Annotated in this window: 23 protein-coding genes; 7 read left to right on the forward strand and 16 right to left on the reverse strand. The window is 42.9% G+C overall.

All coding sequences use genetic code 11. The annotated features are described in order from the left end of the window. Together ABUA34_RS03175 and ABUA34_RS03180 are read left to right on the forward strand one after the other, a co-directional pair. Positions 1-788 (forward strand): ATP-binding protein (locus ABUA34_RS03175; RefSeq protein WP_349822816.1); only part of this gene is annotated, 788 nt, incomplete at its 5' end. A 31-nt stretch (positions 789-819) separates the two neighbouring features. Then, positions 820-2,019: a ribose-phosphate pyrophosphokinase gene (locus ABUA34_RS03180; RefSeq protein WP_015534565.1), complete on the forward strand. Its 1,200-nt coding sequence runs from the start codon at positions 820-822 to the stop codon at positions 2,017-2,019. Between the two features lie 105 nt (positions 2,020-2,124). Here ABUA34_RS03180 and ABUA34_RS03185 read toward each other — a convergent pair whose 3' ends face one another. From ABUA34_RS03185 to ABUA34_RS03205, 5 genes are all read right to left on the reverse strand, one after another. Continuing rightward, the gene (locus tag ABUA34_RS03185) at positions 2,125-3,813 is read right to left on the reverse strand and encodes an ATP-binding protein (RefSeq protein WP_502880259.1); all 1,689 of its coding nucleotides are present in this window, start codon (positions 3,811-3,813) and stop codon (positions 2,125-2,127) included. A 20-nt stretch (positions 3,814-3,833) separates the two neighbouring features. Then, on the reverse strand, positions 3,834-4,886 hold the full coding sequence (locus ABUA34_RS03190) for a metallophosphoesterase family protein (RefSeq protein WP_022217036.1): 1,053 nt from the start codon (positions 4,884-4,886) through the stop codon (positions 3,834-3,836). 117 nt (positions 4,887-5,003) lie between these two features. Then, a complete protein-coding gene (gene spoIIID, locus ABUA34_RS03195; RefSeq protein WP_055222251.1) occupies positions 5,004-5,261 on the reverse strand; it encodes a sporulation transcriptional regulator SpoIIID in 258 nt (85 codons plus the stop codon). Between the two features lie 62 nt (positions 5,262-5,323). Next, positions 5,324-6,577, reverse strand: coding sequence for a sensor histidine kinase (locus ABUA34_RS03200; RefSeq protein WP_055147413.1), 1,254 nt, complete (start codon positions 6,575-6,577; stop codon positions 5,324-5,326). A gap of 39 nt (positions 6,578-6,616) precedes the next feature. After that, positions 6,617-7,360 carry a LytR/AlgR family response regulator transcription factor gene (locus ABUA34_RS03205; protein ID WP_349092869.1) on the reverse strand — a complete coding sequence of 248 codons (744 nt, stop codon included), beginning with the start codon at positions 7,358-7,360 and terminating at the stop codon, positions 6,617-6,619. A gap of 132 nt (positions 7,361-7,492) precedes the next feature. Between ABUA34_RS03205 and ABUA34_RS03210 the strand changes: the two genes are divergently transcribed. Genes ABUA34_RS03210 through ABUA34_RS03225 form a run of 4 tightly spaced genes read left to right on the forward strand, consistent with a single transcriptional unit; the run spans position 7,493 to position 11,064 of the window. Beyond that, positions 7,493-7,858, forward strand: a complete 366-nt coding sequence (locus tag ABUA34_RS03210) for a hypothetical protein (protein ID WP_118649583.1) — start codon at positions 7,493-7,495, stop codon at positions 7,856-7,858. 21 nt (positions 7,859-7,879) lie between these two features. Beyond that, entirely contained in the window at positions 7,880-9,637 is a 1,758-nt protein-coding gene (locus ABUA34_RS03215; protein WP_055147407.1) for a hypothetical protein, read from the forward strand. Between the two features lie 36 nt (positions 9,638-9,673). Continuing rightward, positions 9,674-10,432: an ATP-binding cassette domain-containing protein gene (locus ABUA34_RS03220; protein WP_022217041.1), complete on the forward strand. Its 759-nt coding sequence runs from the start codon at positions 9,674-9,676 to the stop codon at positions 10,430-10,432. Between the two features lie 2 nt (positions 10,433-10,434). Beyond that, on the forward strand, positions 10,435-11,064 hold the full coding sequence (locus ABUA34_RS03225; RefSeq protein WP_015534560.1) for a hypothetical protein: 630 nt from the start codon (positions 10,435-10,437) through the stop codon (positions 11,062-11,064). A gap of 19 nt (positions 11,065-11,083) precedes the next feature. On the opposite strand, the gene ABUA34_RS03230 is transcribed toward ABUA34_RS03225, so the two are convergent. The 3 genes from ABUA34_RS03230 to ABUA34_RS03240 form a co-directional block, all read right to left on the reverse strand. After that, positions 11,084-12,337 carry a sensor histidine kinase gene (locus tag ABUA34_RS03230; protein WP_349822818.1) on the reverse strand — a complete coding sequence of 418 codons (1,254 nt, stop codon included), beginning with the start codon at positions 12,335-12,337 and terminating at the stop codon, positions 11,084-11,086. Between the two features lie 86 nt (positions 12,338-12,423). Further along, complete coding sequence (locus ABUA34_RS03235; protein WP_055147401.1) at positions 12,424-13,101, reverse strand: response regulator transcription factor; 678 nt, start codon at positions 13,099-13,101, stop codon at positions 12,424-12,426. A gap of 420 nt (positions 13,102-13,521) precedes the next feature. Further along, positions 13,522-14,145: a UBA domain-containing protein gene (locus ABUA34_RS03240; RefSeq protein WP_349822819.1), complete on the reverse strand. Its 624-nt coding sequence runs from the start codon at positions 14,143-14,145 to the stop codon at positions 13,522-13,524. A 268-nt stretch (positions 14,146-14,413) separates the two neighbouring features. Between ABUA34_RS03240 and ABUA34_RS03245 the strand changes: the two genes are divergently transcribed. Beyond that, entirely contained in the window at positions 14,414-14,671 is a 258-nt protein-coding gene (locus tag ABUA34_RS03245) for a hypothetical protein (protein WP_349822820.1), read from the forward strand. Between the two features lie 199 nt (positions 14,672-14,870). On the opposite strand, the gene ABUA34_RS03250 is transcribed toward ABUA34_RS03245, so the two are convergent. The 8 genes from ABUA34_RS03250 to ABUA34_RS03285 all read right to left on the reverse strand — a co-directional run bounded on the left by ABUA34_RS03250 (position 14,871) and on the right by ABUA34_RS03285 (position 26,107). After that, the gene (locus tag ABUA34_RS03250; RefSeq protein WP_349822821.1) at positions 14,871-16,217 is read right to left on the reverse strand and encodes an MATE family efflux transporter; all 1,347 of its coding nucleotides are present in this window, start codon (positions 16,215-16,217) and stop codon (positions 14,871-14,873) included. 294 nt (positions 16,218-16,511) lie between these two features. Beyond that, entirely contained in the window at positions 16,512-17,669 is a 1,158-nt protein-coding gene (locus tag ABUA34_RS03255) for an FprA family A-type flavoprotein (RefSeq protein WP_015534555.1), read from the reverse strand. A 388-nt stretch (positions 17,670-18,057) separates the two neighbouring features. Next, positions 18,058-20,127 carry a diguanylate cyclase gene (locus ABUA34_RS03260; protein ID WP_173794994.1) on the reverse strand — a complete coding sequence of 690 codons (2,070 nt, stop codon included), beginning with the start codon at positions 20,125-20,127 and terminating at the stop codon, positions 18,058-18,060. A gap of 195 nt (positions 20,128-20,322) precedes the next feature. Further along, positions 20,323-21,450 (reverse strand): glycoside hydrolase family 53 protein, encoded by a 1,128-nt coding sequence (locus ABUA34_RS03265; protein WP_349822822.1) that lies wholly within the window; start codon positions 21,448-21,450, stop codon positions 20,323-20,325. A 141-nt stretch (positions 21,451-21,591) separates the two neighbouring features. After that, positions 21,592-21,804, reverse strand: a complete 213-nt coding sequence (locus tag ABUA34_RS03270; RefSeq protein WP_015534553.1) for a hypothetical protein — start codon at positions 21,802-21,804, stop codon at positions 21,592-21,594. Beyond that, complete coding sequence (locus tag ABUA34_RS03275) at positions 21,777-23,618, reverse strand: DUF3863 domain-containing protein (RefSeq protein WP_022217051.1); 1,842 nt, start codon at positions 23,616-23,618, stop codon at positions 21,777-21,779. The genes ABUA34_RS03270 and ABUA34_RS03275 overlap by 28 nt, the downstream gene beginning before the upstream one ends. Positions 23,619-23,828: 210 nt before the next feature. Continuing rightward, on the reverse strand, positions 23,829-24,671 hold the full coding sequence (locus tag ABUA34_RS03280) for a sugar ABC transporter permease (protein WP_015534551.1): 843 nt from the start codon (positions 24,669-24,671) through the stop codon (positions 23,829-23,831). Then, positions 24,671-26,107: a carbohydrate ABC transporter permease gene (locus ABUA34_RS03285; RefSeq protein ID WP_015534550.1), complete on the reverse strand. Its 1,437-nt coding sequence runs from the start codon at positions 26,105-26,107 to the stop codon at positions 24,671-24,673. Before ABUA34_RS03285 ends, ABUA34_RS03280 begins: the two co-directional genes overlap by 1 nt. Positions 26,108-26,192: the final 85 nt, after the last annotated feature.

Raw genomic sequence — 26,192 nt, forward strand, 5'->3', positions numbered from 1 at the left:
ACGCTCTCCGCGATGAGAAGCATCAGCTCATGGCACAGACCGGATACCCTGACGATTATCTGGCACCGATATACAACTGCCCCGCATGCAGAGACAGCGGATATGTAGATGGTAAGCCATGTTCATGTCTGAAACACATGGTCATCAGCCAGTTGTACCAGCAGTCCACCATAGAGAAGGTGCTGGAGACGGAGAATTTTGCCAGCTTCAATCCTGATTTCTACAGAGATGAACACATTGCTGGCTACAATTACACTCCTTACCAGAATGCACAGAGCATATTGTCTGCATCAAGACAGTTCACAGAGAATTTTCAGGACAGCAGACCGGGCATTCTTATATATGGAGAGACCGGAACAGGCAAAACCTTCCTGACAAATTGTATCGCTAAGGAACTTTTAGACAAAGGTTATACAGTTTTATACTTGTCGGCGATAAATTTATTTGATAATATCTTACAGGACATTATAATAAAGGGTGGTCATGAACCGCATCAGAAGATGCTGTATGACTACATATATAACTGCGATTTTCTTATAATTGACGATCTGGGCACAGAGTACACCAACTCATTTGTCCTGTCTCAGTTATTTGAGATTATAAATACGAGAACTATCAAGAGACAGTCTACTCTCATTTCTACTAATCTTGATCTGCAGGAATTCAAGAACAGGTATACAGAGCGTATCATGTCACGAATAGTTGATAGCTATCTCATCTTCAATCTCTACGGAGATAACATCCGCTATGTAAAAAGAATGAAAAGCATAGCCAGGAACAAAAGGTAGACAACGAAAGCAGATTAGGAGGATTTTTATTATGCCAGACGATAGCAAGTTGGAAACAATACCTGTAGGAAGCTTAGGAATCATTGCTCATAAGAGCATTGTACCTCTCGGAGAGAAGGTCGATTCTTATATCGTAAAATGGAGAAAGAACCGTCAGAACGAGAACAAGTCAAGCATCGTATTCCACGGTTACGAGAAGGACTCTTACCTTATCAAGGCAGACTGCCCTAGATTTGGTTCAGGTGAGGCAAAGGGTATTGTCAACGAGTCAGTCCGCGGTAAAGACATATATATCATGCTTGATGTAGGAAACTATAGCTGCACATACACCATGGGTGGCCAGACTCAGAGAATGTCTCCTGACGATCACTATGCTGATCTGAAGAGAATCATCTCTGCCATGACAGACAAGCCTAGAAAGATCACTGTCATCATGCCTTTCCTGTATGAGAGCCGTCAGCACAAGAGATCAGGACGCGAGTCCCTCGACTGTGCAGTTATGCTCCAGGAGCTTCAGCAGTATGGTGTAGACAACATCGTTACATTTGACGCTCACGACCCACGTGTTGTAAATGCTATTCCAAAGAGCGGCTTCGAGAACGTAAAGCCTACTTACCAGTTTGTAAAGGCACTTCTTAGATCAACTCCTGATCTTGAGATAGATAACGACCACATGATGGTTATATCACCTGACGAGGGTGCTATGCACAGAGCTATCTACTTCGCTAACCTTCTCGGTGTAGATGTAGGTATGTTCTACAAGAGAAGAGATTACTCAAGAGTTGTGGACGGACGTAATCCTATCGTTGCCCATGAGTTCCTCGGTGATTCAGTTGAAGGCAAGGATGTTATCATCATCGACGACATGATCGCATCAGGCGAGAGTATGATAGATGTTGCCAAGCAGCTCAAGGCAAGAAAGGCTAAGAGAGTATTTGCACTTGCTACATTTGGTCTCTTCACCAAGGGTCTTGAGGTATTTGACAAGTGTCACGAGGAAGGTCTCATTGAGAAGGTCATCACAACCAACCTCACTTATCAGCTTCCTGAGCTTGCAGACCGCGACTGGTATGTATCAGCCGACATGAGCAAGTACATTGCACTCATTATCGATCACCTCAACCACGATGCATCTCTCAGCGATCTTCTTGATCCATCAGAGAGAATCAGTGCGAGAATTGCTGAGTACAAGGAGAAGCACACTATCTCAGATAACTACGAGAATTACTAATATACAATTATAGACTTACAAAAAAGACCTACGGAAGCTCACCTGATACATACCATGTATCGCAAGCTTCCGCAGGTCTTTTAATTATTTATTATTAGAAACTTTCTACAATGTCACCACATTGCATGCTATATGCATATCCTCAAGTCTGTTAACCAGATCCTTATCGGATGTAAGCAATATCGTCTGCTCAGTGTTCACCATACTCATCGCCTTGAGCACTCCCGTGAGCTGACTCTCATCGGTTACATCTATCACATCGTCCAGCACAAGTGGCATTTTCTCGTTGTTAAGTATCTCTGCAACAGCCAGCCGCACAGCCAGATACACCTGCCGAACGACCTCATGTCCCAGGAACTCCGCCCGGAAGAAATGGTCATCCTTTTTCACTGCAACATGCATCTCATCATCGAGCTTTGCCTCCTGATACTGTCCACCGGAGAGTGCGCTAAGAATATCCGATACTCTGCCGTCCATACCGGCAAACAGTCCTGAGAACTCCTCCGATATGTCCATTATGGTATTGATAGCCTTATCTATGGCCTTCTTCTCAGTCTCAAGCACATCATAATCGGCAAATATGGCGTCTCTCTTCTCCTTGAGTTCATAGTAGGCATCCCTCTTCTCTATGGCATCATGCTCCTGGAACTTGAACATATCAAGCTTCCTGTCATGCTCCTCCTGAAAAGCTCTGTCTATCTCAACGCGAACCGTTCTCGACTCAGTTGCTCTTCCCATCTCATATATGGTTCTCCTGAACTCCTCCTCAGACGGAAGCTTATCACTGTCAAATGCGCCTTTCCTGAACAATCCATCTATGATGGTTATAGCAACAAACGCAATCGTACATATCGTGAATAGCTGCTGTATGGACTTCTGAAAACCAACAAGGTGAACCACTAGCATGACCACTGCAACAACCAGTATTCCTGTTGCCATTATGACAAATATATTGTCCGTCAGCTTCTTGTCCTTCTTCTCCTGCTTCTTTTTCTCCTTCAGCTCGTCCTCATCATCTATAGCTTCAACCTCGAGGAATATTCTGCTTCGCTCCCTGTCCTCATCATCGTCAGGGATCTCAGCATCCTTTTCATTCACAAGCTGCCTTGCCTCTCTCTTCAAACGTGCGATCTCCATATTATAAGCATCAAGCTCCTCACGTCTGGCAGTTCGGATGTCTTCAAGCTCCTTATCAACTTCACCCAGCTCATCCATCTGGGCTTCCAGCTCTTCTATCTGAACCAGATACTTCTGATTGTCATATTTCTTCTTTTCGTTCTCAAGATACGCCACCGCGTCTGCTCTGTTTATTCCGCTGCAGCCCGTCTCCTTCATATTCTGAAGATACTTCTCGAGTCTGTCACACAAAGCTTTGTCATCTCCGCCCATCTCCTCCGGCGGATCAACACACATTGCATCCACAAATGTGCTCTTGTCCATATCAAACAGGACACCTCTGTAGGAATTCTTAGACACAAGTCTCTCATCCTTACCACTCTCTATATCAGTGAGCGTTGCACCGTCCGTGGACATGTTGAAATTTCTCTCCATAAGATGACTCTTTCCGGCATTTGTCACCTGTGCCTTTCCGGCATATCCATTTCCACCGGATGGCTTTCTTAATGCAAAATTGTCTCCCCGGGCTCCAAGACCCTTGGTTTTATTCATACCATACAGTATACCGGACACAAAATCCCTGATCGTACTCTTGCCGGCTCCGGGCTCTCCATAGAGCACATTCAAGCCTTTGTCCAGCTTTATTTCTTTGTTATTGAATTTTCCAAATTCTTTCAAAAAAAGTTTATTTATATACATTACTTTTCTCCAGTTGCTATGATCGCCTCAAGACCATATTCAAGTGCCTTTTTGCTGACCTCGTCATCCTCACCGGACAACTCAGCGATAAATCTTCCAAGTACATTGTGCTCATTGTCCCTCTTGAGACCATCAGCATTGTACTCGAACATCGTATTATCCACAACCTCATATATCTTGTAATCCTGAGACACATCATCAAACTGAGGTCTCACTCCGCGCCCCTTCTGACCCTTCAGGATAACCCGATATATGTTCTGCGTTCCCATCTTATCGATCTGTTTCAGAACAGCATGCTCGATCTGTCTGTCAGTATATTCCGGCTTTATCTCAAGTCCAAGGTTGATGTAATTCCTGCAGGCAACAGGCTCCCACTTTATCCTTGTCTCTCCGTTTATTATCTGTCCATAAATAAAGCCATGCTTTCCTGTGTCAGAAGGTGACAAAGGCTCCGGCGATCCCGGATATGCCATACGGTTCTTCACCATGTGCTTCGGCTTTCTCAGGTGTCCGAGTGCCACATAGTCAAATCCTGTGTCAGCCAGCTTTCGGAAATTAAATGGACTGTGGCTGGCATCTCCTCCATGCATGAGAAGTATATTGACAGCGCCTTCCGTCTGGGCATCTATCCCCTCTGAGAAATCCTCCGTGTATTCCGCCTGTCCATAGCTGAAACCGGTCACACAGGTATTAATATCTTCAAAATACGCATTGCTGAACTCCCCAGCCGGAAGAAGCACTGTGTTCGATGTGAACTCATAATTCTCCGATGGAGATCCACTTTCAATGTAATCACTACTGCCCGCAATGATCACCGTTCTTGTATTTGTAAGTTTTGCAAGTCTGGCATCAAGCTTTGCAAGATCCGCAGCCTTCGGCGCACTGTGATACAGATTGCCGGCAATGAGGAGCAGATCTACCTTTCTCTCCTCCGCAATATCCAGGATCCTGTCAAATGTCTCTTCTATCTCTTTCGCACGGACATCGCTCCAAGGCTTTCCCTTGTCAGGAATCATCCCCAAATGCACATCCGAAACATGAATAAATCTCATATCCTAACCTCTAATCTATAGTTAAACTGCCATTTTCTAATAGCCCACACTTAGTCCGCTATTATACAATCATCAAAAGTTTAACCCAAATCAGAGAAAAATACAACATAAGCTATGTTAAAACTTTGTGACATGCAGATACTTCTCCCTCGTGGCAAGCCCTCCTCTTATATGTCTCTCCGCCTTGTTGGCATCCAACACCACCCTGGCCTGGGCCGCCAGCATGGGTCTTATACGGACCAGCCGTTCCGTTATATCCTTGTGCACCGTTGATTTGCTTATACCCATCTTGTCCGCTGTCTGTCTCACAGTCGCCCTTGTGTCTATGATATAATTTGCCGCTTCGATTGCCCGCTCTTCTATATAATCCTTCAAAGAAAAAGCCCCCGCATATTCTGTTTTTACAGTCTATGCGGGGGCATGCGGTTTATGTACATTTAATCCTGATTTATGGGGATCAGCACAAGTGTTTCATATTCCCCATATGTATTCTTTATCTCCATTATTCCATTGTACTTGTCCATGGTATTTTTCACATTTTGTATACCATATCCATGAGTCATATCCTTACTGCCGCCCACGTCAGACTGTGTACTGCTATTTTTCACATCTATTACCAAATGCCGATCTGTCTGCACTATTGCCAGCTTTATATATACCCCCTCTTTTTCCTTCTGTTTCTTACATGCATTGATACTGTTATCCAGCAGATTTCCTATTATTATACACATATCATAGTCAGAGACCATTATTGAATTTTTATCGAACTTAAAATCCGTATGAAATTTCACGCCATTGTTTTGGGCAAATGTATACGCACTGTTCACAAATGTATCAATAACAAGATTTCCTGTTTTTGAAACAACATATTTATTTTTTAATTCTTCCTCATATCTATCACATACTGTTCTTATCCTGTCATATTCTTTCTCTTCTATGCATGACCTTATATAGCTTATATGCTTTTGGGTATCATGAACCATACTGCCAATTTTCTTATAAGAAAGAACCAATTGGTCATATTTATCCGACTGATGCTCCAACTGATAACCAAGCATTGTTACCTGATTTTTCAATTTATAATTATCCACCATGTTATCAAACAGATAATAATTCAAAACATTTAAGACCAGCACAATTATCAGCACAAATATAAATCCATACCCTGACAAAAGCACGATCTGTTCTGGTATTATCAAGTATAGATAACAACTTATCATTGGAGTTATAAGCACTATGACCAACTGTTTAAATGAATATCTACCTGATACATAATTTCTCACTACCAGTATTATGATCAGGACAGGCAGCATAATAAACTGTGCATACATATCCATCACCGAGATCAGATGAGTTATTCCACCGTCATACAGCATCTGATCCGTTGTAATTACCACTACATCAGATAAACCGATGCTCACCAGATAACCCAATACCCATATAATAAACGCAGATATACATTCAGCTATACGGGAATCATATAGGCAAATAAATACGAGCATGATAACTATATGTGCGGACACCTGGCTGACCATTGCTTTCTCCTGTGACACGTCTATCATGAAAAGCTGTCCGCCTCTTGAAGCCAGCTCTGTTAAAATAAATATACCCCAATATGCTATTGTCGATATTCTAAGCGTAGGCTTTCCAAGCCATTTCTCTACATAAACTTTTACAGTCACAGCATCCATAATTGCTGATATAAAAATTAATACTAAATAACTCACCCTTTAACCTCTGATGCTCCCCACATCTGATATAACCGTATTAATAAGACTCTTCCTTACCTCTTCCTCATATTTCCTTGACAACGGAATAATCTCGTTATTATCCAAAACAAGCTCCCCGCCTCTCAAGGTAACTATGTGATCTATATTTACAATATACCCCTTAAAGCTGTATACAAACCTTTTGTCCTTTAACAAGTTAAACCATTTTTTTAAATTTCCTGTAACCTGTATAATCTCTTTTGCAGAATGAATATCTACACTCTTTTGAAATTTTCTCGAGGTTTCTATATACATAATATCAGATATATTAACAACTCTTTCTCCATCTGCCGCTGGCACAATCAACTTATTAAACTCCATGTCCCTTATCTCACGCAAAACCTGAGATAATACTTGTTCCAACTCTATATATTTAAGAGGTTTCTGAATATAATTATATGCATGCACAGAAAAGCTCCGTCCCATATGTCCCGGGTAATTGCTTACAAAAATGATAATTGCATTTTTGTCGTATCTTTTTCGGATAATTGAGGCGATATATATTCCATCCTCCTTCTTCATTTCCACATCAAAGACAAAAAAATCATAATGTTCACCAGATTCCATCTTGTCCAGCAATTCCTGCCCCGTCCTGTAGTTGGCGCATTCAATATCCAGATTGTGTTTAAACGAATACTCCAATATGCATTTTTCTGCAATGTCTATATCCTTCTGCTCATCATCACATATAGCAACTTTTAACATCTTCCGCCTTTCATTTACCAATTAATACAACTTACGTAAATTTTAGAGCAACTAAACTTTACTAATTATAATTTATTAATGATGGGAGGTAAAGTAGTTATACTTATTATTAAAATGGGAGGAAAATTAAACATGAAACACTCTAAATCAATGCTATTATCTATACTAGCTTTATGCTTTATGTTGTTATTACCAACAATAGCCAATGCTAGTTCGAAGTCAATAAGCCTTGTAATGAAAGATACAAGCAAAAGTGCAACAGTAAGCTGTGCTAGTGCACAAATAAACGGTGGAGCGCTAAACGGTGGTACTGGCATAAGATACAGCATAACTGATAATGCAAAATCACAAACCTACATAACTGGAGGATGTATTCCTAATACAAATTTTAATTACATATACTCCTCCAAAACTGGTTATAGCCAAAAACTAACAGTAAAATTATATCAGAACAATACCAGTAAACCTGGTATTGGCTGGGCAAGAATAGATTATTAAAATATTGAAAGGAACCAGGTAATGCTTAAACAGAATTACATACTATTCAGGAAAACTCCACAATGCTTTTGGCCTTCCATCGCTGCTATCATATTTTGTATTTTATACTCAGTATACAAATTCATTGAAGACAGTCTGCTTAGAGAATTTAACTACATTGATATAGTTGAACATACAGATATGATGCTTGGAAATTCCATATATTATTATATTCTGTTTTTGTACTTGTCCTTTGAATACACATCTATCGTAAAAAAAACCAATGTGGTAGAGAGCATAAGCACATACACTATGTCATCAATTAAAAGAGAATCACAGCAACTGCTTATTCTCTCTATCATAAATGTCTTATTATGTATGTGCATGTTAGTTATATGTATATGCCTTTGTATACTGTCAGGTTCTTCCTCTGCAGACTTTTATATATATACAATTAAGGCTATTTTCACACATGTATTTATGGTTAACACTTGTGCGGTTATGACTGGGCTCATCATATCGTATATCAACAATACTATCCTTGCCTATCTTGCATTATTTGGGTTCACTATAGTTGCCATATTGCAATCGGGTAAGTTCACCTTTCCTGCGGAAGATAAAATCGGCAGTATACAGGAAATATCCAATATATTCTGTGCTTCTCTTACTTATATTCCAGATGAAGCAGCTTTAATTCCTGTAAATATACATTTTCTGTCCAAACCTTTGTATATAGTATTTGGCGTGATCTCCGTATATTTGATCACAAATTTCTTCAGATACAAGAAGTTATCTTTGATTTTTGCCACCATATTTTCAGTGTTATGCTCGTTTTCCTTTATTTATATCTGCAACATCCCATATAATGGTAGTAACCCTGGATACGCAGACGATTCCTCGGATTTATTTGCAAATGAACAGGAATTACTTACTCCAACAAAGGAAATAGATTTTTATGTTACAGAGTATAACATACATTTTGACATAAGGAAGAATTTGATCGCAGATATGTATATGCAGCTATCAGACACCAGTCTCCCTGAATACCATTTTATACTCTGTAAAGATTACAATATCGACTATATAGCAGATGATAAGGATAATGCTATCCGCTATAGCAGAAATGGGAATAAGCTATGCATATACAACGAAGCCGGCAATCTCTCATCCATATACATAAAGTATACAGGAAAATCCTACAATATTTGCTACACAGGGGAAAATGGTGCATATCTTCCTGGGAACTTCCCGTATTACCCAATTGCTGGAAATGGAGACTTATTTCAAAACGGATATTGCCAGCTTCCTAAGGATCTGAGCAGGTTCACAGTATCCATATACTCTGATTTTACTACGTATAGCAATCTCAGCTTGTCCGGTGACACGTTCAGTGGTTTCAGTGATCAGCTAAGCATTGTTTCCGGCATATTTTGGAGAGAACAGATTATTGATAATGTGCGATACATTTTCCCATATATTGGCGCGGACACCGATCCGAGTCGAAACCACTACATAACAAGCCAGATAAAAAAATATATAAACTATACACCTGAAGAAAAGGCAACTGATTATTCCCTTATCGGGAAAACAATCCTGATACAACCAATACACAGAAATGCATATATGTACGGTTCTGACATGGTGATGTTTGATGCTGCAGGTAATTTGGATATTTACTACACCAATTATATACAGACAGGTAATTGGTACAATATTGATTCAATTCTCACCGATGAGGAACTTCAAAAGATTCAGGAAGATGTATACGACGAACTTGGCATCACTGAAACAACAGAATAAAGTAACTTGTATCCGTTCAGATAAAGGGGGATTATTATGCTGGAAATAAAAAATATGACAACTACTTTGGGAGGGAACACAATTCTTCACAATTTAAACTGTAATTTTGAATCAGGAGTACACGGACTACTCGGTCCTAATGGTGCCGGCAAAACCACATTCATGAGATCCCTTATTGGGTTATATCCATCAGCTACCGGAAGCATTCTCCTGAACGGAGCAAATATACATTCTGTTGATATCGGGTATCTGCCTCAGAAATTTGGTCTTTTTCCCGGAATGACCGTAAGAGAATGTATGCGTTATATTGCATTTTCCAAGGGTATTTCATCATGTAGTCTTGATGAAGACATCGAATCAGTTATAGAAAGTGTCAATTTATCAAGTTATATTGACAAAAAGGCTCATACTCTGTCTGGCGGAATGGTGAGACGTGTTGGAATCGCCCAGGCTTTTCTTGGCAATCCCCCTATAATAATATGCGATGAACCGACAGCAGGTCTTGATCCTGAGGAAAGACTCAGATTCAGGGATCTTATAAAACAAACCAATTGTGATGACAAGATAATTATTATATCCACACACATCGTAGACGATGCGGAGTTTTTGTGTGATTATATAGAAATTATCGATCAAGGCTATATAATTGCAAAAGACACTACAGACGGAATCAAAACAGCCATGACCAGGCTTTTGGCTTCCCCTTCTATTGATACCTCAGAGCCTGCATCAGCTGATCCCACTTTGGAAGATGGATACATGTATATTCTTAAGTCTTACAGGAACGGAGTGTAACTATGGTGCAAAGAATACATAACTCACTATTTATATTGCGTAAGGGAATGATACTCTGTGTAATTATAGCTGTTTTAGCTGCTATTACGGGCTTTATGATGATGAAACCCCTTGATCTGCAGGATAAAGAAAACGCACTGCAGCAGTGTTACTGCATAGCATATCCTGTGTGCGTTATGCTGCTATATACAATAACCTTTATGCCGTTTGTATATAGCCCAAGCCGGGAACTTTTTTACATAGCCCACAGAATAAAATGGGTAGAAACAATTATTCCATTTTTATACCTGTCTTTATTAATGTGTGCCATAACATCGTTGTTGTTCTTCAGGACAATTCTCTACCCAGAAAGATTTATAGCCAAAAATCTTATTATAATATATTGCTTCTGCGGTTTATATTACGGCACAGTATATACAGCGAAGAACATCACCATAGCCATCATTTTATCATTTACACTGATCATCCTGTCTCTTAGCGGAGGAAATCTCTTTAATGCTATCATACCATGGTATATTGATGTTCACTCAGTTAAGACTCTCGCCTCTTTTATGAAAGAATACATAATTTTAGGAAGTGCAGGCTGTATTCTGGGATTGTTCAGCAACCACAGATACTCAGATTACCAATAAATATATGCAACCTCTCTTTTTAAGCAATTTTAGGAAACCTCACAACAAATCTTGATCCTATATCCGCTCTGGATATTACCTGTATGGTACCTCCGTGGGCATCCACGATCCATTTAGCGATGGACAGGCCAAGACCTGAGCCTCCGGTCTCATTATTCCGGGCCTCATCCGAGCGGTAAAATCTGTCAAATATATGAGCCAGATCGCCCGGATTCATTCCGGTTCCCTCGTCCTCTATCATATAACTGACATAACCGGGCTCCTCTTTTACACCGAGTATTATGGCCGTGCCGGGTTCAGAATACTTCGCCGCGTTCTGGACAAATATCCTGACGGACTGCTTGATCATCGCCACATCGCCGAGCACACACGCCTCATTCTCAGTACCACGGAACTCATATCTGTGGCTCTCGTCTATCATCATGGACTCCTCCCACACTTCACTTACCATGCGGTTGAGATCGGTTTTCTCCATGTTCAGGTGCTGCCTTCCACTGTCGCCCCTTGCAAGGAATAACAACTGTTCCACAAGCTCCTTCATGTGCTGGGATTCATTTTTGAGTGCCTCTATGGACTCTTCCAGAACCTGTTCGTCATCCTTACCCCATCGGTCGAGCATATTCACATATCCCTGGATCACCGCAATAGGCGTCCTGAGCTCGTGGGAAGCATCCGACACGAATCTCATCTGACGTTTCTCATTTTCCTTCATATTTCTGAGCAGATTGTTGAGCGCGATCTCTATGCTCTGGAGATCCTTGTCTCCGGTGTGTATAACCTGCTCGTCATCATCCGCAGACAGGTGCGATATGGCTTTCTCCAGATCGTCTATCTTATTGTGATCCATCGGCTCTTTGCTGAGCTTTTCCGCCGTAACTGCCAGATCGTTCAACGGCTTTAATCTCCTTCTGACATCCGCTGTCCTGAACAACGCAGCAAACAACACTATAGTCTCCATCCCCAGCAATATAATGCCCGGAAGCTCTATGATATCCCAAAGGATCTTAACGTCATATCTGTACTTCTTCTCATCTGACCCTTCTATTATATATTCATACGCTCCGCCATCTTCATTTTTCTCAACGTAATATCTCATTCCGCCCACGCCCTGTGGCAGCTGTTTCCTGCCCCACACGGCAAATACACTTACAATAAGAAAGGCAATGACGATATCTATAAGTATCACATTGCCCAGTTCTTTGAGCCAGAAGCTCATATTTATCCTTCTGGCTATCGATGACATTCTTTTGTTTTCGTTAGTTTTCTTTCCCATGTATTTTCTCTCTATCTGTGCGTATCCGTGCCATGCGTTGCTGGCTTGTCACATATCTGTCTGCTCCGTGCCGGTATTCACATTGGTCATTCTCTGATAACATATCCGACGCCCCTGACCGTTGTGATGAGCTTCACGCCAAATCTGTCATCTATCTTTGTTCTCAGATACCTCACATACACATCTATGATGTTTGTCTCTCCAAGGTAATCGTATCCGCACACCGCATTCAGCAGCTTTTCCCTGTCCATAACGATGTCCTTGTTCTCCATGAGTGTTCTCAGCAGCTCAAATTCCCTGTTTGTCAGCTCAACTATCTCGCCGCACACTGTAACCTCATGCCTGTCGGTGTCCATGCACACTCCACGGATCTCTATCCTGTGTGTGTGAACCTCCGCAACTCCGCGTCTCTTCAACGCAACCCTTATCCTGGCAAGCAGCTCCTCTATGGCAAATGGCTTGGTGAGATAATCGTCTGCACCGGCATCAAGACCAGATACCTTGTCCATGACCGCATCTCTCGCGGTCAGCATGATGACCGGCACATCACTCTCCTTGCGGATTCTTCGAAGCACCTCCAGACCGTTGAGTCCCGGAAGCATCACATCCAGCACCACGAGGTCGAAGCCACCGGACAGAGCTTTGTCCAACCCTGTTCTTCCATCAAATACCTTCTCCGCCTCGTATCCCTCATGCAGCAGCTCCAGCTCCACAAATCTTGCAATTTTCTCTTCATCCTCCACAATGAGAATCTTCTGTGCCATATCTTTTTCCTTTCTTTTATGACGGACGCTGATATAGTTTGGTTTTTAAGTAAGCCTGTGAAATATACCTCTGCAATTACGCCTATCTTCCTTCGCTTTGGCTTGCTTCTATCTGCACTCGGCGCCGACCGCGATAAGGACGTTTGTGGTCTCTGCCTCGGCAAGAAGCACCAAAGCTCAGTCGCCACGGCTACCCATTGCAGAGGTATATTTCACAGACATTACATTCTCAAAACCAAACTATATCAGCTAGTAATTAACAGAATACCGTTAAAAGATATTCCTGTTTTCATCTTTTTTATGTCTGTTTTTTCTTTTAATATTTTTCTTTTTCAATTTATACCAACTTGATATATACGTTGTTTTTATTACATATAGCTTTTTATTCTGTGTTGATATTGTTTTTATATATCTTTCTGATTACTTGTTGTTGACGTCGGACTTAAGGTTGTCAACCGAGTCTGCCATTTTGTCACATGCGCTATTAAGGTTTACGTTGATGTCACCAATTCCTTCAAAATGGTACCTGCACTCACAGAAGAGACCTACAACAAGAAGTGGAAGCACTACCCAGAATGCAAGTATGAGTGCGATCACAAGCACCAGAACAGGAACGTTTATCATGGTCTGGCCTCTGCGTTCTACTATGAATGTGCTGTCCACACTCTTCTTTAACACCTTGCCGCACCATTTGAAAAATTTGTCCATCATCTGTCCAAACGTCACTTTGTTGCAGTCATTTGTATATGTCTGCTGTGCCTGCTCGAACTCTGTTGATGTCTGCTGCTCTGCGCCTGTGGTAAAGCTCTCCACCTCAGGGGCTTTCACCTTGTCCAGCTTCTCCAGATAAATGATCGCATCCAGCAGATCGTAATCACACGCCTCAAGCGCATTCTTCGCATCTTCGTAACTTACACCTGTTTTTTCTCTTAACTTTTCTACCTTTTCCAGTTTATCCATGATCTTTACACCCTTTCTCATTATCTTAGTTTCATCGTCTTCCGATGATCTGTCATCTTTCTTATCGTTTGCTGCTGATATCATCAACTGATGTTGTTACTATACCAACCGATGATTAATCTAAAATATGAGAAAGATTAAAATCAGGTTAATTTTATAATGAATATATGGATATGTCAAAGTGGGAATACTTCCTCCACTGTTCCTGTTGAGAGTTGACACATTTGACGGTTTGACCGATAGTTTTGACTCAAAGCAATATGTAAAACGCTCCCAAACTGCTTGATGATAACAATAAGAAGTGATATACCTAAATATGGCATTATTACATAACAGCAAGGAGACGATCAATATGAGCAAACCTGAATATAATATAAAAAATTCAAACGACGGAAGTTTCATGGCAAATGCTGAAGTTGCAAAGGAAAGCAAGAGATACGTCAATATATCGATTTCAAAAGAGGATCTCGGATGCCTGTTACAAGGTAAGCACTTAGAGATATTATTTCCTGGCGATGAACTTGACGGCCGTGGCATGATAGATATTGGACTTTCAGACAAAGAAACTAAATTTGAGATAAATGATGCAGTCAACAAATTTATGATTTAATGTATTGTTGTATATTATAGTAATCTCGATATCAACCTTCTCATTGCACTGGCACAAATAAAACGGTTACAAAATATTACCAGTTGGTGACCTATCGTCACCAACTGAACTTTATATTTATTAGTTTTAAGAATACTTAAAAAAACACCTCAAACCGAGGTGTTTTTTCTTACTTCCAATTATCCATAACAATATACAACTACGTCGCCGCCGCAAGCTTCGCCGTAGACTTCTTCACACAGTAAAGGCATGTCGGCAATATGTAGATGGTCGCCGTGACCCACGCCGTCTGGTCAGCAAAACAGATGGCCGTGAATCCAAATGTTCCGGCAAATCCAAGGCTGACTATGATCCTTGCCAGCATCTCCGTGACGCCGGAGAATATGGCACGGCCGGAATATCCCAGGCCCTGTGTCACCATTCGTGCAACATTCAGTATTCCAAGGCTCCAGTAGAAGCAGCCCATACATCTGAGATACTTGGCAGATGCGTCAAGCACATCCACTGCGCTCTTCTTGACAAATATCATGGAGAGCGGTCTTCCAAATATTATCATCACAAGTCCTGCGACTATACCGTATCCAACTGCAACAGCAATCGCCTGCCACAAGCCCTGCTTTATACGCTTTGCCTGTCCGGCGCCAAGGTTCTGGCTGCAGAACACAGATGCCGCCGTTGCAAATGCATCAAATGGACACATAGTGAACTGCTTTATCCTCATACCGGCTGTGAAGCCTGACACATACACACTTCCCAGCTTGTTATTTGCAGACTGCATGACCATACTTCCTATGGCAGTTATGGAAAACTGCAGGCCTGTCGGAATTCCCATGACGAGAAGTTCCTTCACTGCAGATCCCTCTATCTCCCTGTCCTCCGCCTCAAGATGCATGATCTGAACCTTCTTGAAGATATATACAAGACACAATATTCCACTCACCGCCTGTGCCGTGATGGTTGCTATAGCCGCACCGGCGCAGTCCCATTTGAGGACAACTATACAGAACAGGTCAAGGAATATGTTGAGTATTGCCGAGAACGCCAGAAACATGAACGGCGTTCTGCTGTCTCCCAGAGACCTGAGCACACTTGACAGATAGTTGTACATGAGTGTGAACGGAATTCCCAGGAATATAACTATAAGATAAGCATATGCCTTGTCATATATATCCTGCGGAACCGAAAGCAGATGAAGTATCTGATTACAGCACACCGAACATACAATCGTGACTATCAACGCTATGATGCCCGTCAGCACCGCGCCGTTAAATATATACTTTCTCATCTTGTGCAGATTATTTGCACCAAAAAACTTTGCAACAGGAACACCAAATCCTGTGCAACAGCCCATACAGAATCCCAGAACCAGAAACTGTATACTGCTGCTTGCTCCAACTCCCGCCAGAGCCTTATCTCCCAGTATCTGCCCCACAATAGCCGCATCTATTATATTGTACGTCTGCTGGAGCAGATTGCCGAGCAAGAGCGGGGTGGCAAACTGCAGCATCAGACTGAGGGGCTTACCGGAAACCATGGACTTAGCCATGTCTTACACCTTCCTTACATTATTGATAGGACGGTGAGTTGCCAATTCTATCTTTGAACACAGAGCTGCTATACATATCATTCGCTGGGTCGCTTCCGCTTATTTCGCCCTGCAGCGGTACTAATGTGCCGCCTCACAGCGCCACCTAAGGACCGGCGGGCTCAAATTCCCTGCTCACGATATGTATAGCAACTCTGTGTAACAACTTTATTGTAGCAACTCACCTGTTAGATGAATAATAACTACGTATGTAAGTCGGTTTCAGACTTACTTTATGTTTATTATCCTTATCTCTTATAACAGTTTTCCAGCCAGCGCCTCGAGTGCTGCCACATCCGACTGCTTGAACGCAGACCTTATGGTCACGTGCTCGTCCACAATCTCTATATCCTTCATCGCTGACATCTGTTCCTTCATGAGCTTGGCTGCCATTGGAGCCCACGAACCATTCTCAATGAATGCCACTTTTCTCTTCTGGTACGCCTTCATCTTCAGGTGGTTGATGAAATCCGCCATGACAGGCATCACACCACCATCATATGTTGGGGCTGCCAGAACCAGTCTGTCGTATCTGAATGCATCCTCTATACACTCTGCCATGTCATCTCTTGAGAGGTCTGATATCGCAACCTTTGGAGCACCCTTCGCCTCAAGTATCTCCGCCAGTTTCTTTGCAGCCTTCTCTGTGTTGCCATGGAGACTGCAGTATGCGATGAAGATTCCCTCATCCTCAGGTGTGTATGTTGACCACAGCTGATATTTGCCTATGTAATATTCAAGATTCTCTGTGAGGATTGGTCCGTGGAGTGCACATATCTTCTGGATATCCAGTCCTGCTGCCTTCTTCAGAAGTGCCTGTGCAGGCATTCCATACTTTCCTACTATATTGAAGTAATATCTTCTCGCCTCGCATGCCCAGTCCTCGTCGGTATCCAGAGTGCCGAACTTGCCAAATGCATCCGCTGAGAAGAGTATCTTCTCTCTCTGTTCATATGTGACCATAACCTCAGGCCAGTGGACCATAGGAGCCATGAAGAACTGGAGCGTATGGCTTCCAAGTGAGAGTGTCTGTCCCTCCGCAACTGTCACGCTTCTGTCAGCCACAGGAACCTCGAAGAAATTTGGAAGCATTCCGAAAAGCTTGGCATTTGATACGATCTTGATATCCGGATACTTCGCAAGCACATCACCAAGATTGGCGGAATGATCCGGCTCAAGATGGGATATGATGAGATAATCCGGCTTTCTGTCGCCAAGCACCTCTGCCACATTTGCAAACCACTGGTCTGCACACTTTGCATCCACCATGTCCATGATAGCGATCTTCTCGTCCATGATGACATATGAGTTGTACGCTATTCCGTTTGGCACGATGTACTGATTCTCGAACAGGTCTATGTCCTTGTCATCCACACCCACATAAAATACTGTGTCTGTTACATTCTTAAGCATTGTATATCCTCCTTTTGATCCTAAGTATCTAATATAAATAATCCACGTTGTGTCCACATGATATAATGAGCGCAAGTGAGCCAACATGCTTGCATGATTGGCGAGCGGCGAATTGGATCATGATAGTTGCGACAGCAACGAAAAGCACCGTAGGTGCGAATCATGATATAATGAGCATTGCGACGGATGCGCTTGCGCAAGACGTCATAATGCGAATGTCCTCATTGAGCCGACAGGCGATATGATATAATGAGCGCAAGTGAGCCAACACGCTTGCATGATTGGCGAGCGGCGAATTGGATCATGACAGTTAATTATAACATACTAAATGAAAATAGAGAATCAGCACATAAAACCTGATTCTCCATTTTTTGATAATTTTTTATTATTATCTGCTTACCCTTCTCTGTATCTTCTCCTGATACATGCTGTGATCCGCTTCCCTCACATACTCCTCAAGGGTTTTATCACCATCCGGGGCTGTTATAACATAACCTATACTAAACTCCAAGGCAAATGGAAGCTTCTCCTGTGCAGCTATCTCCCTGGCTTTCTCAAGGATCGCCGTCTTTCTTTCCTCAGGAGATTCCGTCTCATCATATATAGATATGGATACGAATTCATCTCCGCCGTATCGAACCGGAATACTGCTTATTCCGCCTCCACCTGCTATGGCTCTTGCGGCACTCCTTATAGCTTTGTCTCCGTACTCGTGACCATAAGTGTCATTTATATATTTGAGCTTGTCCATATCGGCAAACATTATGAGAAGTGCCCTGCCCTGACCCGCAGCCTTGTCAAATGCCTTTGCGGCGATCTGTCTCATACCTTCCCTGTTATATATCTGGGTAAGTGGATCCTTTATGGATATCGCCGTAAGCTCCTGATTGATCTGCTCTAGCCTCCATTTGTTGAACAGGTTTATCATGGCTACATTCACTTCGCTCATTACAGTTGACCAAAGCTGCTTATCCATGAGGTAATATCCATTTTCGACACAGCAGAACCCAACTGCCTTTTCTCCAAAATGAAATGGCGCAAATAAAAATATATTGCCGCCTGCCTCATCATCCAGAAGAGGAAACATACTATGGTATGTATCGTCACCATCATCCGCTACGCCTTGCTTGTACACGATCTGCATTCTCTGAGGATAGCCTTTCACAGCAAATACATCCTCATCGTATGCTGCTGAGAGAGTCGGGCCGGCTCCCCCCATCTCCACAAGGGATCTGTCGACAACCATAACGCATTTCTTACACCCTGCCTGCGAATATGCCGTCTGGACACAGGGATAAAGACCACTGTAATCACCACATTTGCTGAGCAAATGCGTGAAATCCAGCGTGCTCTCATCTATCTCCTCGCGTTCCACAACTCCCATTATATAATTCTTCAGGTACTGTCTGCCGTTCAGCATGGCATCCGCGCCGCAGCCACAGCTCTCCGTGAATATACAATTATAATCTATATAGGAGCTGGTATCCGGATTGTTTCCCGCCCATATATTCAACATGATCTCTGCAGCCGCAGCTCCGATCTTCTCACGGATCCTGCTCACCGTTGTTATGCGCGGCGTATAGTACGCTGCTTTATCAAAGTTGTCGAATCCTGTAACCTTAAAATCCTTTGGCACTGAAAGTCCAAGTGCTTCAGCTCTGTTGCACACACCCACAGCCAGGTTGTCATTTGCACAGATTATTGCATCTGGAAGGATCTTCTTCACTATCTCCCGTTCTTCCAGCCTTCTATCATCCATCTCATCATTATTCGAAGCCTCGGCATTCGGAGCAGAATCCGCAAAACTGCCACTGGTTATCTCACCGTACACCTCCGCAGGGCCGCCGTAATCAGGTCCATCCTTCTCGTGTTTTATACACGTATGTCCATGTGCTCTGAGCAGCTCCTCAAAGCCCGTCACACCGTCATTGAAACCAAAATCTCCAAACAGGACATCCTCATCATCCACAGTCAGGCCATATTCATCCATACAGTCCCTGAATGCCCGGCATCTCTCCTGAGCCTCATAGTTGTCCTTCGGTCCGGCAAGATACCACACCTTCTTCGCACCGTGTTTCTCTATCATATGCCGAGTCATGTCATACATGGCATCATAATTGTCTATACCCACAAAATGCAGACCGTCAAAAGCAGTCTCGAGGCTTATAGCCGGAACTCCGCTCTTCCTTATCCTGTCCAGCAGTTCCGCCGTGACTTCCGGATATTTGATATTGTTGACAGATATTATGATCCCATCAAAGTCTGTCAGCTCCGGCAGATTATATATATTGTATTCTCCATAGCTGTAACCGTCGTCCCTGTTCCAATTGCCATTGCTGTTGAATATGTACAAATTCACATCAGCCCTGGCCTCCTTTATCTTCTGCATAAATCCCAGCGGCCAGGCGTAGGTGAAATACCTCTTCCAGCCATCCATGAACAATGCTACTTTTTTCATACCTTACCTCCTGATCAATCAGAACAACCCGTCCTGTCCCCCATCTGTAAATTTGCCAAATATATTAAAAGGGCGCATCTGTATATATTATACACAGACCCGCCCAACCAAAACATATCCAAATGTATCAAAAATATGTACTTTACTATCAGAAACCACGGGGACGGAGGGGACAGACACCTCCGTCCCCATAATTCACTTAAGTGGATAGTCGCTGTGCAGCGGCTTGTAATCACGTATAGTCTTAAGTGCCGGCAGAGCATGTCCGTCATAATCAAAAAGTGCCTGATTTGCCCATTCATTTCCGCATGGTCCAGACTCCTCTATATATGACAGAGCACCTTCCGTAGCCCAGCCGCTTCCCGGTACTGGTATCCAGCCTGCCTCCCAATAATAAAAGCCATCACCACCAGGAACATCATCTATCAGTTTCATTATGTCGTTCATAAATTCCGCCTGTCCCTCAGGTGTCATAGAGTAGTCAAGATTCTCCACCAGTGAAGGTTTTGTGGCATAGCCCTTTCTATCGTCAGGCCCCAGTTTCTCATAGTCAGCATAGTCCTCCATGGTAAATCCCATGGAAACCTCAGCAATAACTATCTTTTTGCCATATCTATCCGCCATATCCCGCATATTTGCCTCCAGATCCTTCATGGTTCCATGCCAGAACGGATAATACGACATTCCAATTATATCAAAATTTTCTCCTCTTTCCATGTAGTGGTCAAACCAGTCCACATACATAGGATTGTTGCCACCATTGTCGAGATGTATCATGACCGGAATATCAGAGCCAACCGATCTGACCGCCCTTATTCCTGCGCTCACAAACTTCGCGATATTGTCATATTCTGGTTTCTGCCCAAGCGGCCACATCAGTCCGTTTGTAAGCTCGTTTCCAACCTGAACAAGCTGAGGGAGAACGCCCGCATCTTTCATCTCTAAAAGAGTCTCCCTTGTGTAGTCGTACACAGCCTGCTCAAGCTGATCCGCATCCATGCCTCTCCACGCCTTGGGCACCCTCTGCTTGCCCGGGTCAGCCCAGAAATCACTGTAGTGATAATCAAGCAGAATGCTCATTCCATGATCCATAGCGCGCTTCGCGAGTTTCTTGTATACCTCAAGGTCATTTGTGCCCGCACCATAAGGTACGCCGTCCTCCGTGTACGGATCATTCCACAGACGAAGTCTCACAGAATTCACACCATAGTTCTTAAGTATGTCAAATATATCTCCCTGCACACCATTGTCATAATATTTCGCACCCAGCTCTTCAGCCTCGGCAACAGCGGAGAGATCCACGCCCTTTATATAATCTGCCATATTTTTGTCTCCTTCACCTGCATTTATTTTACTGCCTGTTATAACCAAGAACAGCCGCCGAAGAAAAATGTTCTGCATACCCCTGATGTACCAGTTCATCTTCATCTGTCGGCGGCCTTCTATCAAGATGACATCTGTCACCTAGTCGTCAAATGTAATCCTGTCATACATTCTTCCATATTTTATTCTGATGAGCTCGTTCTTTGCCAGAACGTCCTCCTCTGGTCCAACATACTGACAACGGATACAGTAGTATTCCTTCTTGTCCTTATCATAGAACATATCTATATCCAGATCTCTCATAAAACACATTGGACATCTGTAATTTAATTTGCCTTTTCCAGACTGAGCCATGTTGAAAATACCTCCTTATCCTTAAGTGTCTTTGTATAACCAAGAGTGAACATTGGCGAGAACGCATATCCCTCTTTGAAATATCCTGTTGCATCGCTGCCAGATGCTCCCATGGCAGCCTTTGTCTCGATCGCAGGTATAACTGCTGACACCTCATCGGCGCCTGCGAGATCCTCTTCTCTGCACCTGTACTCATATGTGAGTGACTTGCTCTCTGAAGCATTCTTTGCTGTGAGAGTGATTCCTGTCATGTCCTCTGGGTACTCTGTTGTACCGTAGCATGCCACCATGTACTCATTGATCTCAACCTCTGCATCAGGGTTGCTCATCTCGAGGATAGTTCTTTCATGTCTTATCTTGGATGAACCCTCCTCAAAATATATCTTTGTCTGAAGTTTAACTGTCAGATCGTAGAACTCGATATCCACTGGGTCAAGTGTAAGGATTCTTGTGCTTTCCTCCTGCGAGAATGTTGCCTTTGTTCTGCACAGACAGAGGTCGACCTCCTCACCCTTGTAGCTGATCTTGGCACTTCTTACAGTACCCTCTCCAGCATAGTGTGTGAAATATCCTGCTCTGTACTTCTCCTGGATCAGGAATGGATATGAAGCATCCTGAACATGTGGAGTTCCGATACCTACAGGCCAGTTGAGCTTTGCAGCGTATGGTCTGAGGTCAACGATCGCACCGCCCTGATCCATGTTGATCTGGGCTCTCATGTATGGATCGCAGTACCAGAATATCTGCTTGTCTGATCCGTACAGTATATCCTTCCAAAGAGCACACTCAGGCTCCTCGTATGTCTTGTTCTCTCTGTAGAAGTCAGCAAATTCAGCCATTGTCATGTCGATACATTTGCCTTCCTTCTTCAGGTCGCCATAATACTTCATTCCATCCTCGTAGCTCTTCTTGAGCAGCTCGTATGGAGCCTCCCAGCGTCCCATCTTGTTCAGCCAGCCTGGTCCAACGAACATCATGTTGTATGAATATCCATTGTTGAACTTAGCCAGATGACGATACTGGTCGATAAGGTTGTACAGATATGGGTACTCCCATGTCTTGCTGTCATAGATCATTCCACGGAGAACGTTCTGTGGATGTGTACCAAAGTTAGAACCATTTCCATCATAGCATGCCAGCAGATCTCTTGAAAGATGCGGGATGGCAACGATTCCGCTGTCCTCAGCCTCATTTGCTGCAGGTGCATGTGTGTTCTGCTTTGAAGGTATCCACGGATTCCATGGGCCGCCATCGAACAGTGTGTACCATGAGTTGTTACATGTGTGGTAAGCCTTAGGACCCTCCTCCCAGCATGTTGCAACTGCACACTTAACTGATGGGTACTTCTCCTTAATGTAGTTTGTGAGCTCTGCGTCCATGTAGTATGAACCAGTTGATTCAGGGTAGAAGCCAAATATATCATGGAACTTTCCAAATACGTCATCAACGATATTCTTCTTGTCCTCCATTGAGAACATCCAGATACAGAAATCCTTGGTCTTGTACTTCTCTCTGAACTCTGTGCAAGGAAGCCCAAGAAGAGAGAGTGCTATCTCATCTCCGTACTTCTCGTGGTGCTCCTTTGCCAGTGACACAGCCTCCTCATTGAAAAGACTGGCATATGTCATCTGAATAGTAGTCTTGAGTCCGTTCTTGTGAGCTGTCTCCTGCTGGAACTTGAATATGTCCAGTGACTCTGTGAGGAGAGCTTTTCTTCCGATATCCTCTGCCTGACCATGGCCTGTAACCTTCTCGGCATACTCAGGAACCATCTCAGGACGATGGATAATGTTTACAATAAATGTATTCTCCATATCTTAAATCTCCTATTTCGTATATGTTGTAACCTTTTGATCTAAAGATAATTGTCCCCAAATAAGCGACAATATCCTCATTTTTCATCCTGTCTGCCCTATTTTAGGGCTAATTATAGCAGGCATCCACACCACCATCCATATGTGGTCCATCCGGTACGCAGACACCTGCCCAAAATAAATTTTCTCATTTCTCTCAGACCGTCCGCCTTAACCCTTTACAGAACCGCCAGTTACACCCTCTACATAGTACTTCTGCATGATGACGAACAGTATTGAGATAGGGATAGCTACCACGATACCGCCGGCACAGAATACTGAGAAGTATTTGTTGACCAGTGATTTTTCAAGCATATTGTAAAGACCTATAGCTACTGTCCAGTCCTTCGAAACTCCTGAGTTGAGCATAAGCTTTGCGAATACAAAATCGCCCCAAGGTATAAGGAAAGAACTGATTACCTGATACACTACTATTGGCTTACACAGAGGAAGAATTACCTTCATAAATATCTTTGCCTCCGAAGCGCCCTCAAGTCTGGCAGCCTCCTTAAGTGACATTGGTATTGTGTCCATGAATCCCTTCATGATGAGGAATCCAAGTCCCGATCCCGCTGAGTAAACTATGATCATACCGAAATGGCTGTTTGTAAGTCCCAGCATCTTCAGGATAAAGTAAATTGCTATCATGAGAAGTGGGCCAGGGAACATGTTGAGTATCAGCGACGCACTCATGATCTGTTTTCTGCCGTTGAATCTCATACAACTCATCGCATAGCTGACCATAATTACAAATATAGTAGAGATGATACATGTAAATACTGCAATGATAAGTGTATTCTTGAACCATGACACATACTGCACAACCGAGTCAGGTCTTGTGAGCAGCTGAACAAAGTTGTCCATAGACCAGCTAGTTGGGAAGAAATGCGCTGTGTTGATTCCCTTATATCCGCTGAATGAGGTGACAACCAGCCAGATGATCGGAACCAGCCAGATAACTGCGAGGACAAGTAATACGATATGTTTAACGATCGAACCTATTGTTTTCTTCATTACTGGTACTCCTCCTCTTTATCTCCTGAGATCATTCTTGAGAATGATATAAGTGTAAATGCTGCACATATGATAAATACTATGATACCGATAACAGATGCCATCTTGTAGTCGTAGTATTCATTTGTAAGTCTGAACAACCATGTAACAAGAAGGTCAACTTCCTTTGCATGCGAATTGGCAAGCGCCTGATTCTGTGTGACGAATACATCCTGTGTGAGCAGGTAGATTACGTTGAAGTTGTTGATATTCTTTACAAAGTCTGTTATAAGTGCCGGGCCCTGAATGAACAGGATATATGGCATTGTGATCTTCCAGAACACCTGGAAATTTGTTGCTCCATCAATCTTTGCACTCTCAATCTGATCTGTAGGTATGTTCATCAGAACACCTGTTGCGATCAGCATCTGGTATGGAACACCGACCCAGATATTGATGAGAATGATCATTACCTTTGCCCAGTGAGGATCGGTCAGGAACGGTATATATGTAAGATGCTCACCGACAAGTCCTGCATGCTTAAGCATGTCTGTGATACCAATATTTGAGCAGATAGTGTTCACAATACCTGAATCAGCAAAGAAGTTTCTAACCAAAAGCAGTGTTACGAACTGTGGAACTGCTATTGATATGATGAAAAGTGTTCTCCACATCTTTGGCAGCTTGGTTGTCTTGGAATTGATCGCCTTGGCAAGAAGGATACCGCCTATGAATGTGGTAAATGTTGCCATGACCGCCCATACAAGTGTCCAGCCAAGAACCTTTCTGAATGAATATCCAAATGTAACTGTCATGCTGTTTGAGAACAGGCTTGCGAAGTTCTTGAAGCCCACCCATGTAAACAGTGAGTTTGGTGGAAGGTGCTGCTGGTCATAATTGGTAAATGCCACCGCTATAAGAATAAGTATCGGCAGAATATTCATTATGACTACACCAATTGTAGGAAGTGTGAGAAGTGTTATGTGGAACTTCTCGTTGAAGAGTGACTTCATATCTTCCTTGAATGTATTTATATGTTCTCCATTTTCCTTCATCTGCTGAAGCTTGTACACTGTCTTGATATTGTGAATGTAGAAAAGCACGAATATAAGAATGATGAACAACGCAACCACCGAATTGAGAAGGATCTGGAAAGAATTGTCGTAATTATTAGTGGTTGTCTGCATGGTGAGTGGATCAAATACCTGCTCAAACTTTACAGTTCCAAGAGTTCCAAATTTGGCAAGGTTTGGTGCCGCATAGCCTACGCACATCAACACAAACGCAGCCTCAACGATGAGCATGATCAAACCATTGACGATCTGCTTTCTTGCGAAGTAACCTGCACCCATGATAACCGCTGAGAGCTTAACCCATATATCACCTTTTGCAAAAGCAACACCAAAATTCTTGAAGTATCTTCCTATGGCTTTAAAGAATCCTGATATTTTCTTCATGAAAAAGCTCCTCTCTTTTTAAAATGCCCCACATGCCACGAATGACATATGAGGCATTCTCATTATAACCTATAAATATTATTCA

The organism is Coprococcus sp. RTP21428st1_C9_RTP21428_210409, assembly GCF_040227395.1.
GTDB lineage: Bacteria > Bacillota > Clostridia > Lachnospirales > Lachnospiraceae > Coprococcus > Coprococcus aceti.

Bases quoted from the DNA above. Each gene is read 5' to 3' on its own strand.
- ABUA34_RS03190 (WP_022217036.1), bottom strand. From the start codon at position 4,886: ATGAGATTTATTCATGTTTCGGATGTGCATTTGGGGATGATTCCTGAC.
- ABUA34_RS03220 (WP_022217041.1), top strand. From the start codon at position 9,674: ATGCTGGAAATAAAAAATATGACAACTACTTTGGGAGGGAACACAATT.
- ABUA34_RS03215 (WP_055147407.1), top strand. From the start codon at position 7,880: ATGCTTAAACAGAATTACATACTATTCAGGAAAACTCCACAATGCTTT.
- ABUA34_RS03275 (WP_022217051.1), bottom strand. From the start codon at position 23,618: ATGGAGAATACATTTATTGTAAACATTATCCATCGTCCTGAGATGGTT.
- ABUA34_RS03225 (WP_015534560.1), top strand. From the start codon at position 10,435: ATGGTGCAAAGAATACATAACTCACTATTTATATTGCGTAAGGGAATG.
- ABUA34_RS03240 (WP_349822819.1), bottom strand. From the start codon at position 14,145: ATGATATCAGCAGCAAACGATAAGAAAGATGACAGATCATCGGAAGAC.
- ABUA34_RS03210 (WP_118649583.1), top strand. From the start codon at position 7,493: ATGAAACACTCTAAATCAATGCTATTATCTATACTAGCTTTATGCTTT.
- ABUA34_RS03235 (WP_055147401.1), bottom strand. From the start codon at position 13,101: ATGGCACAGAAGATTCTCATTGTGGAGGATGAAGAGAAAATTGCAAGA.
- ABUA34_RS03200 (WP_055147413.1), bottom strand. From the start codon at position 6,577: ATGGATGCTGTGACTGTAAAAGTTTATGTAGAGAAATGGCTTGGAAAG.
- ABUA34_RS03280 (WP_015534551.1), bottom strand. From the start codon at position 24,671: ATGAAGAAAACAATAGGTTCGATCGTTAAACATATCGTATTACTTGTC.
- ABUA34_RS03245 (WP_349822820.1), top strand. From the start codon at position 14,414: ATGAGCAAACCTGAATATAATATAAAAAATTCAAACGACGGAAGTTTC.
- ABUA34_RS03205 (WP_349092869.1), bottom strand. From the start codon at position 7,360: ATGTTAAAAGTTGCTATATGTGATGATGAGCAGAAGGATATAGACATT.
- ABUA34_RS03180 (WP_015534565.1), top strand. From the start codon at position 820: ATGCCAGACGATAGCAAGTTGGAAACAATACCTGTAGGAAGCTTAGGA.
- ABUA34_RS03255 (WP_015534555.1), bottom strand. From the start codon at position 17,669: ATGCTTAAGAATGTAACAGACACAGTATTTTATGTGGGTGTGGATGAC.
- ABUA34_RS03260 (WP_173794994.1), bottom strand. From the start codon at position 20,127: ATGAAAAAAGTAGCATTGTTCATGGATGGCTGGAAGAGGTATTTCACC.
- ABUA34_RS03270 (WP_015534553.1), bottom strand. From the start codon at position 21,804: ATGGCTCAGTCTGGAAAAGGCAAATTAAATTACAGATGTCCAATGTGT.
- ABUA34_RS03230 (WP_349822818.1), bottom strand. From the start codon at position 12,337: ATGGGAAAGAAAACTAACGAAAACAAAAGAATGTCATCGATAGCCAGA.
- ABUA34_RS03265 (WP_349822822.1), bottom strand. From the start codon at position 21,450: ATGGCAGATTATATAAAGGGCGTGGATCTCTCCGCTGTTGCCGAGGCT.
- ABUA34_RS03250 (WP_349822821.1), bottom strand. From the start codon at position 16,217: ATGGCTAAGTCCATGGTTTCCGGTAAGCCCCTCAGTCTGATGCTGCAG.
- ABUA34_RS03285 (WP_015534550.1), bottom strand. From the start codon at position 26,107: ATGAAGAAAATATCAGGATTCTTTAAAGCCATAGGAAGATACTTCAAG.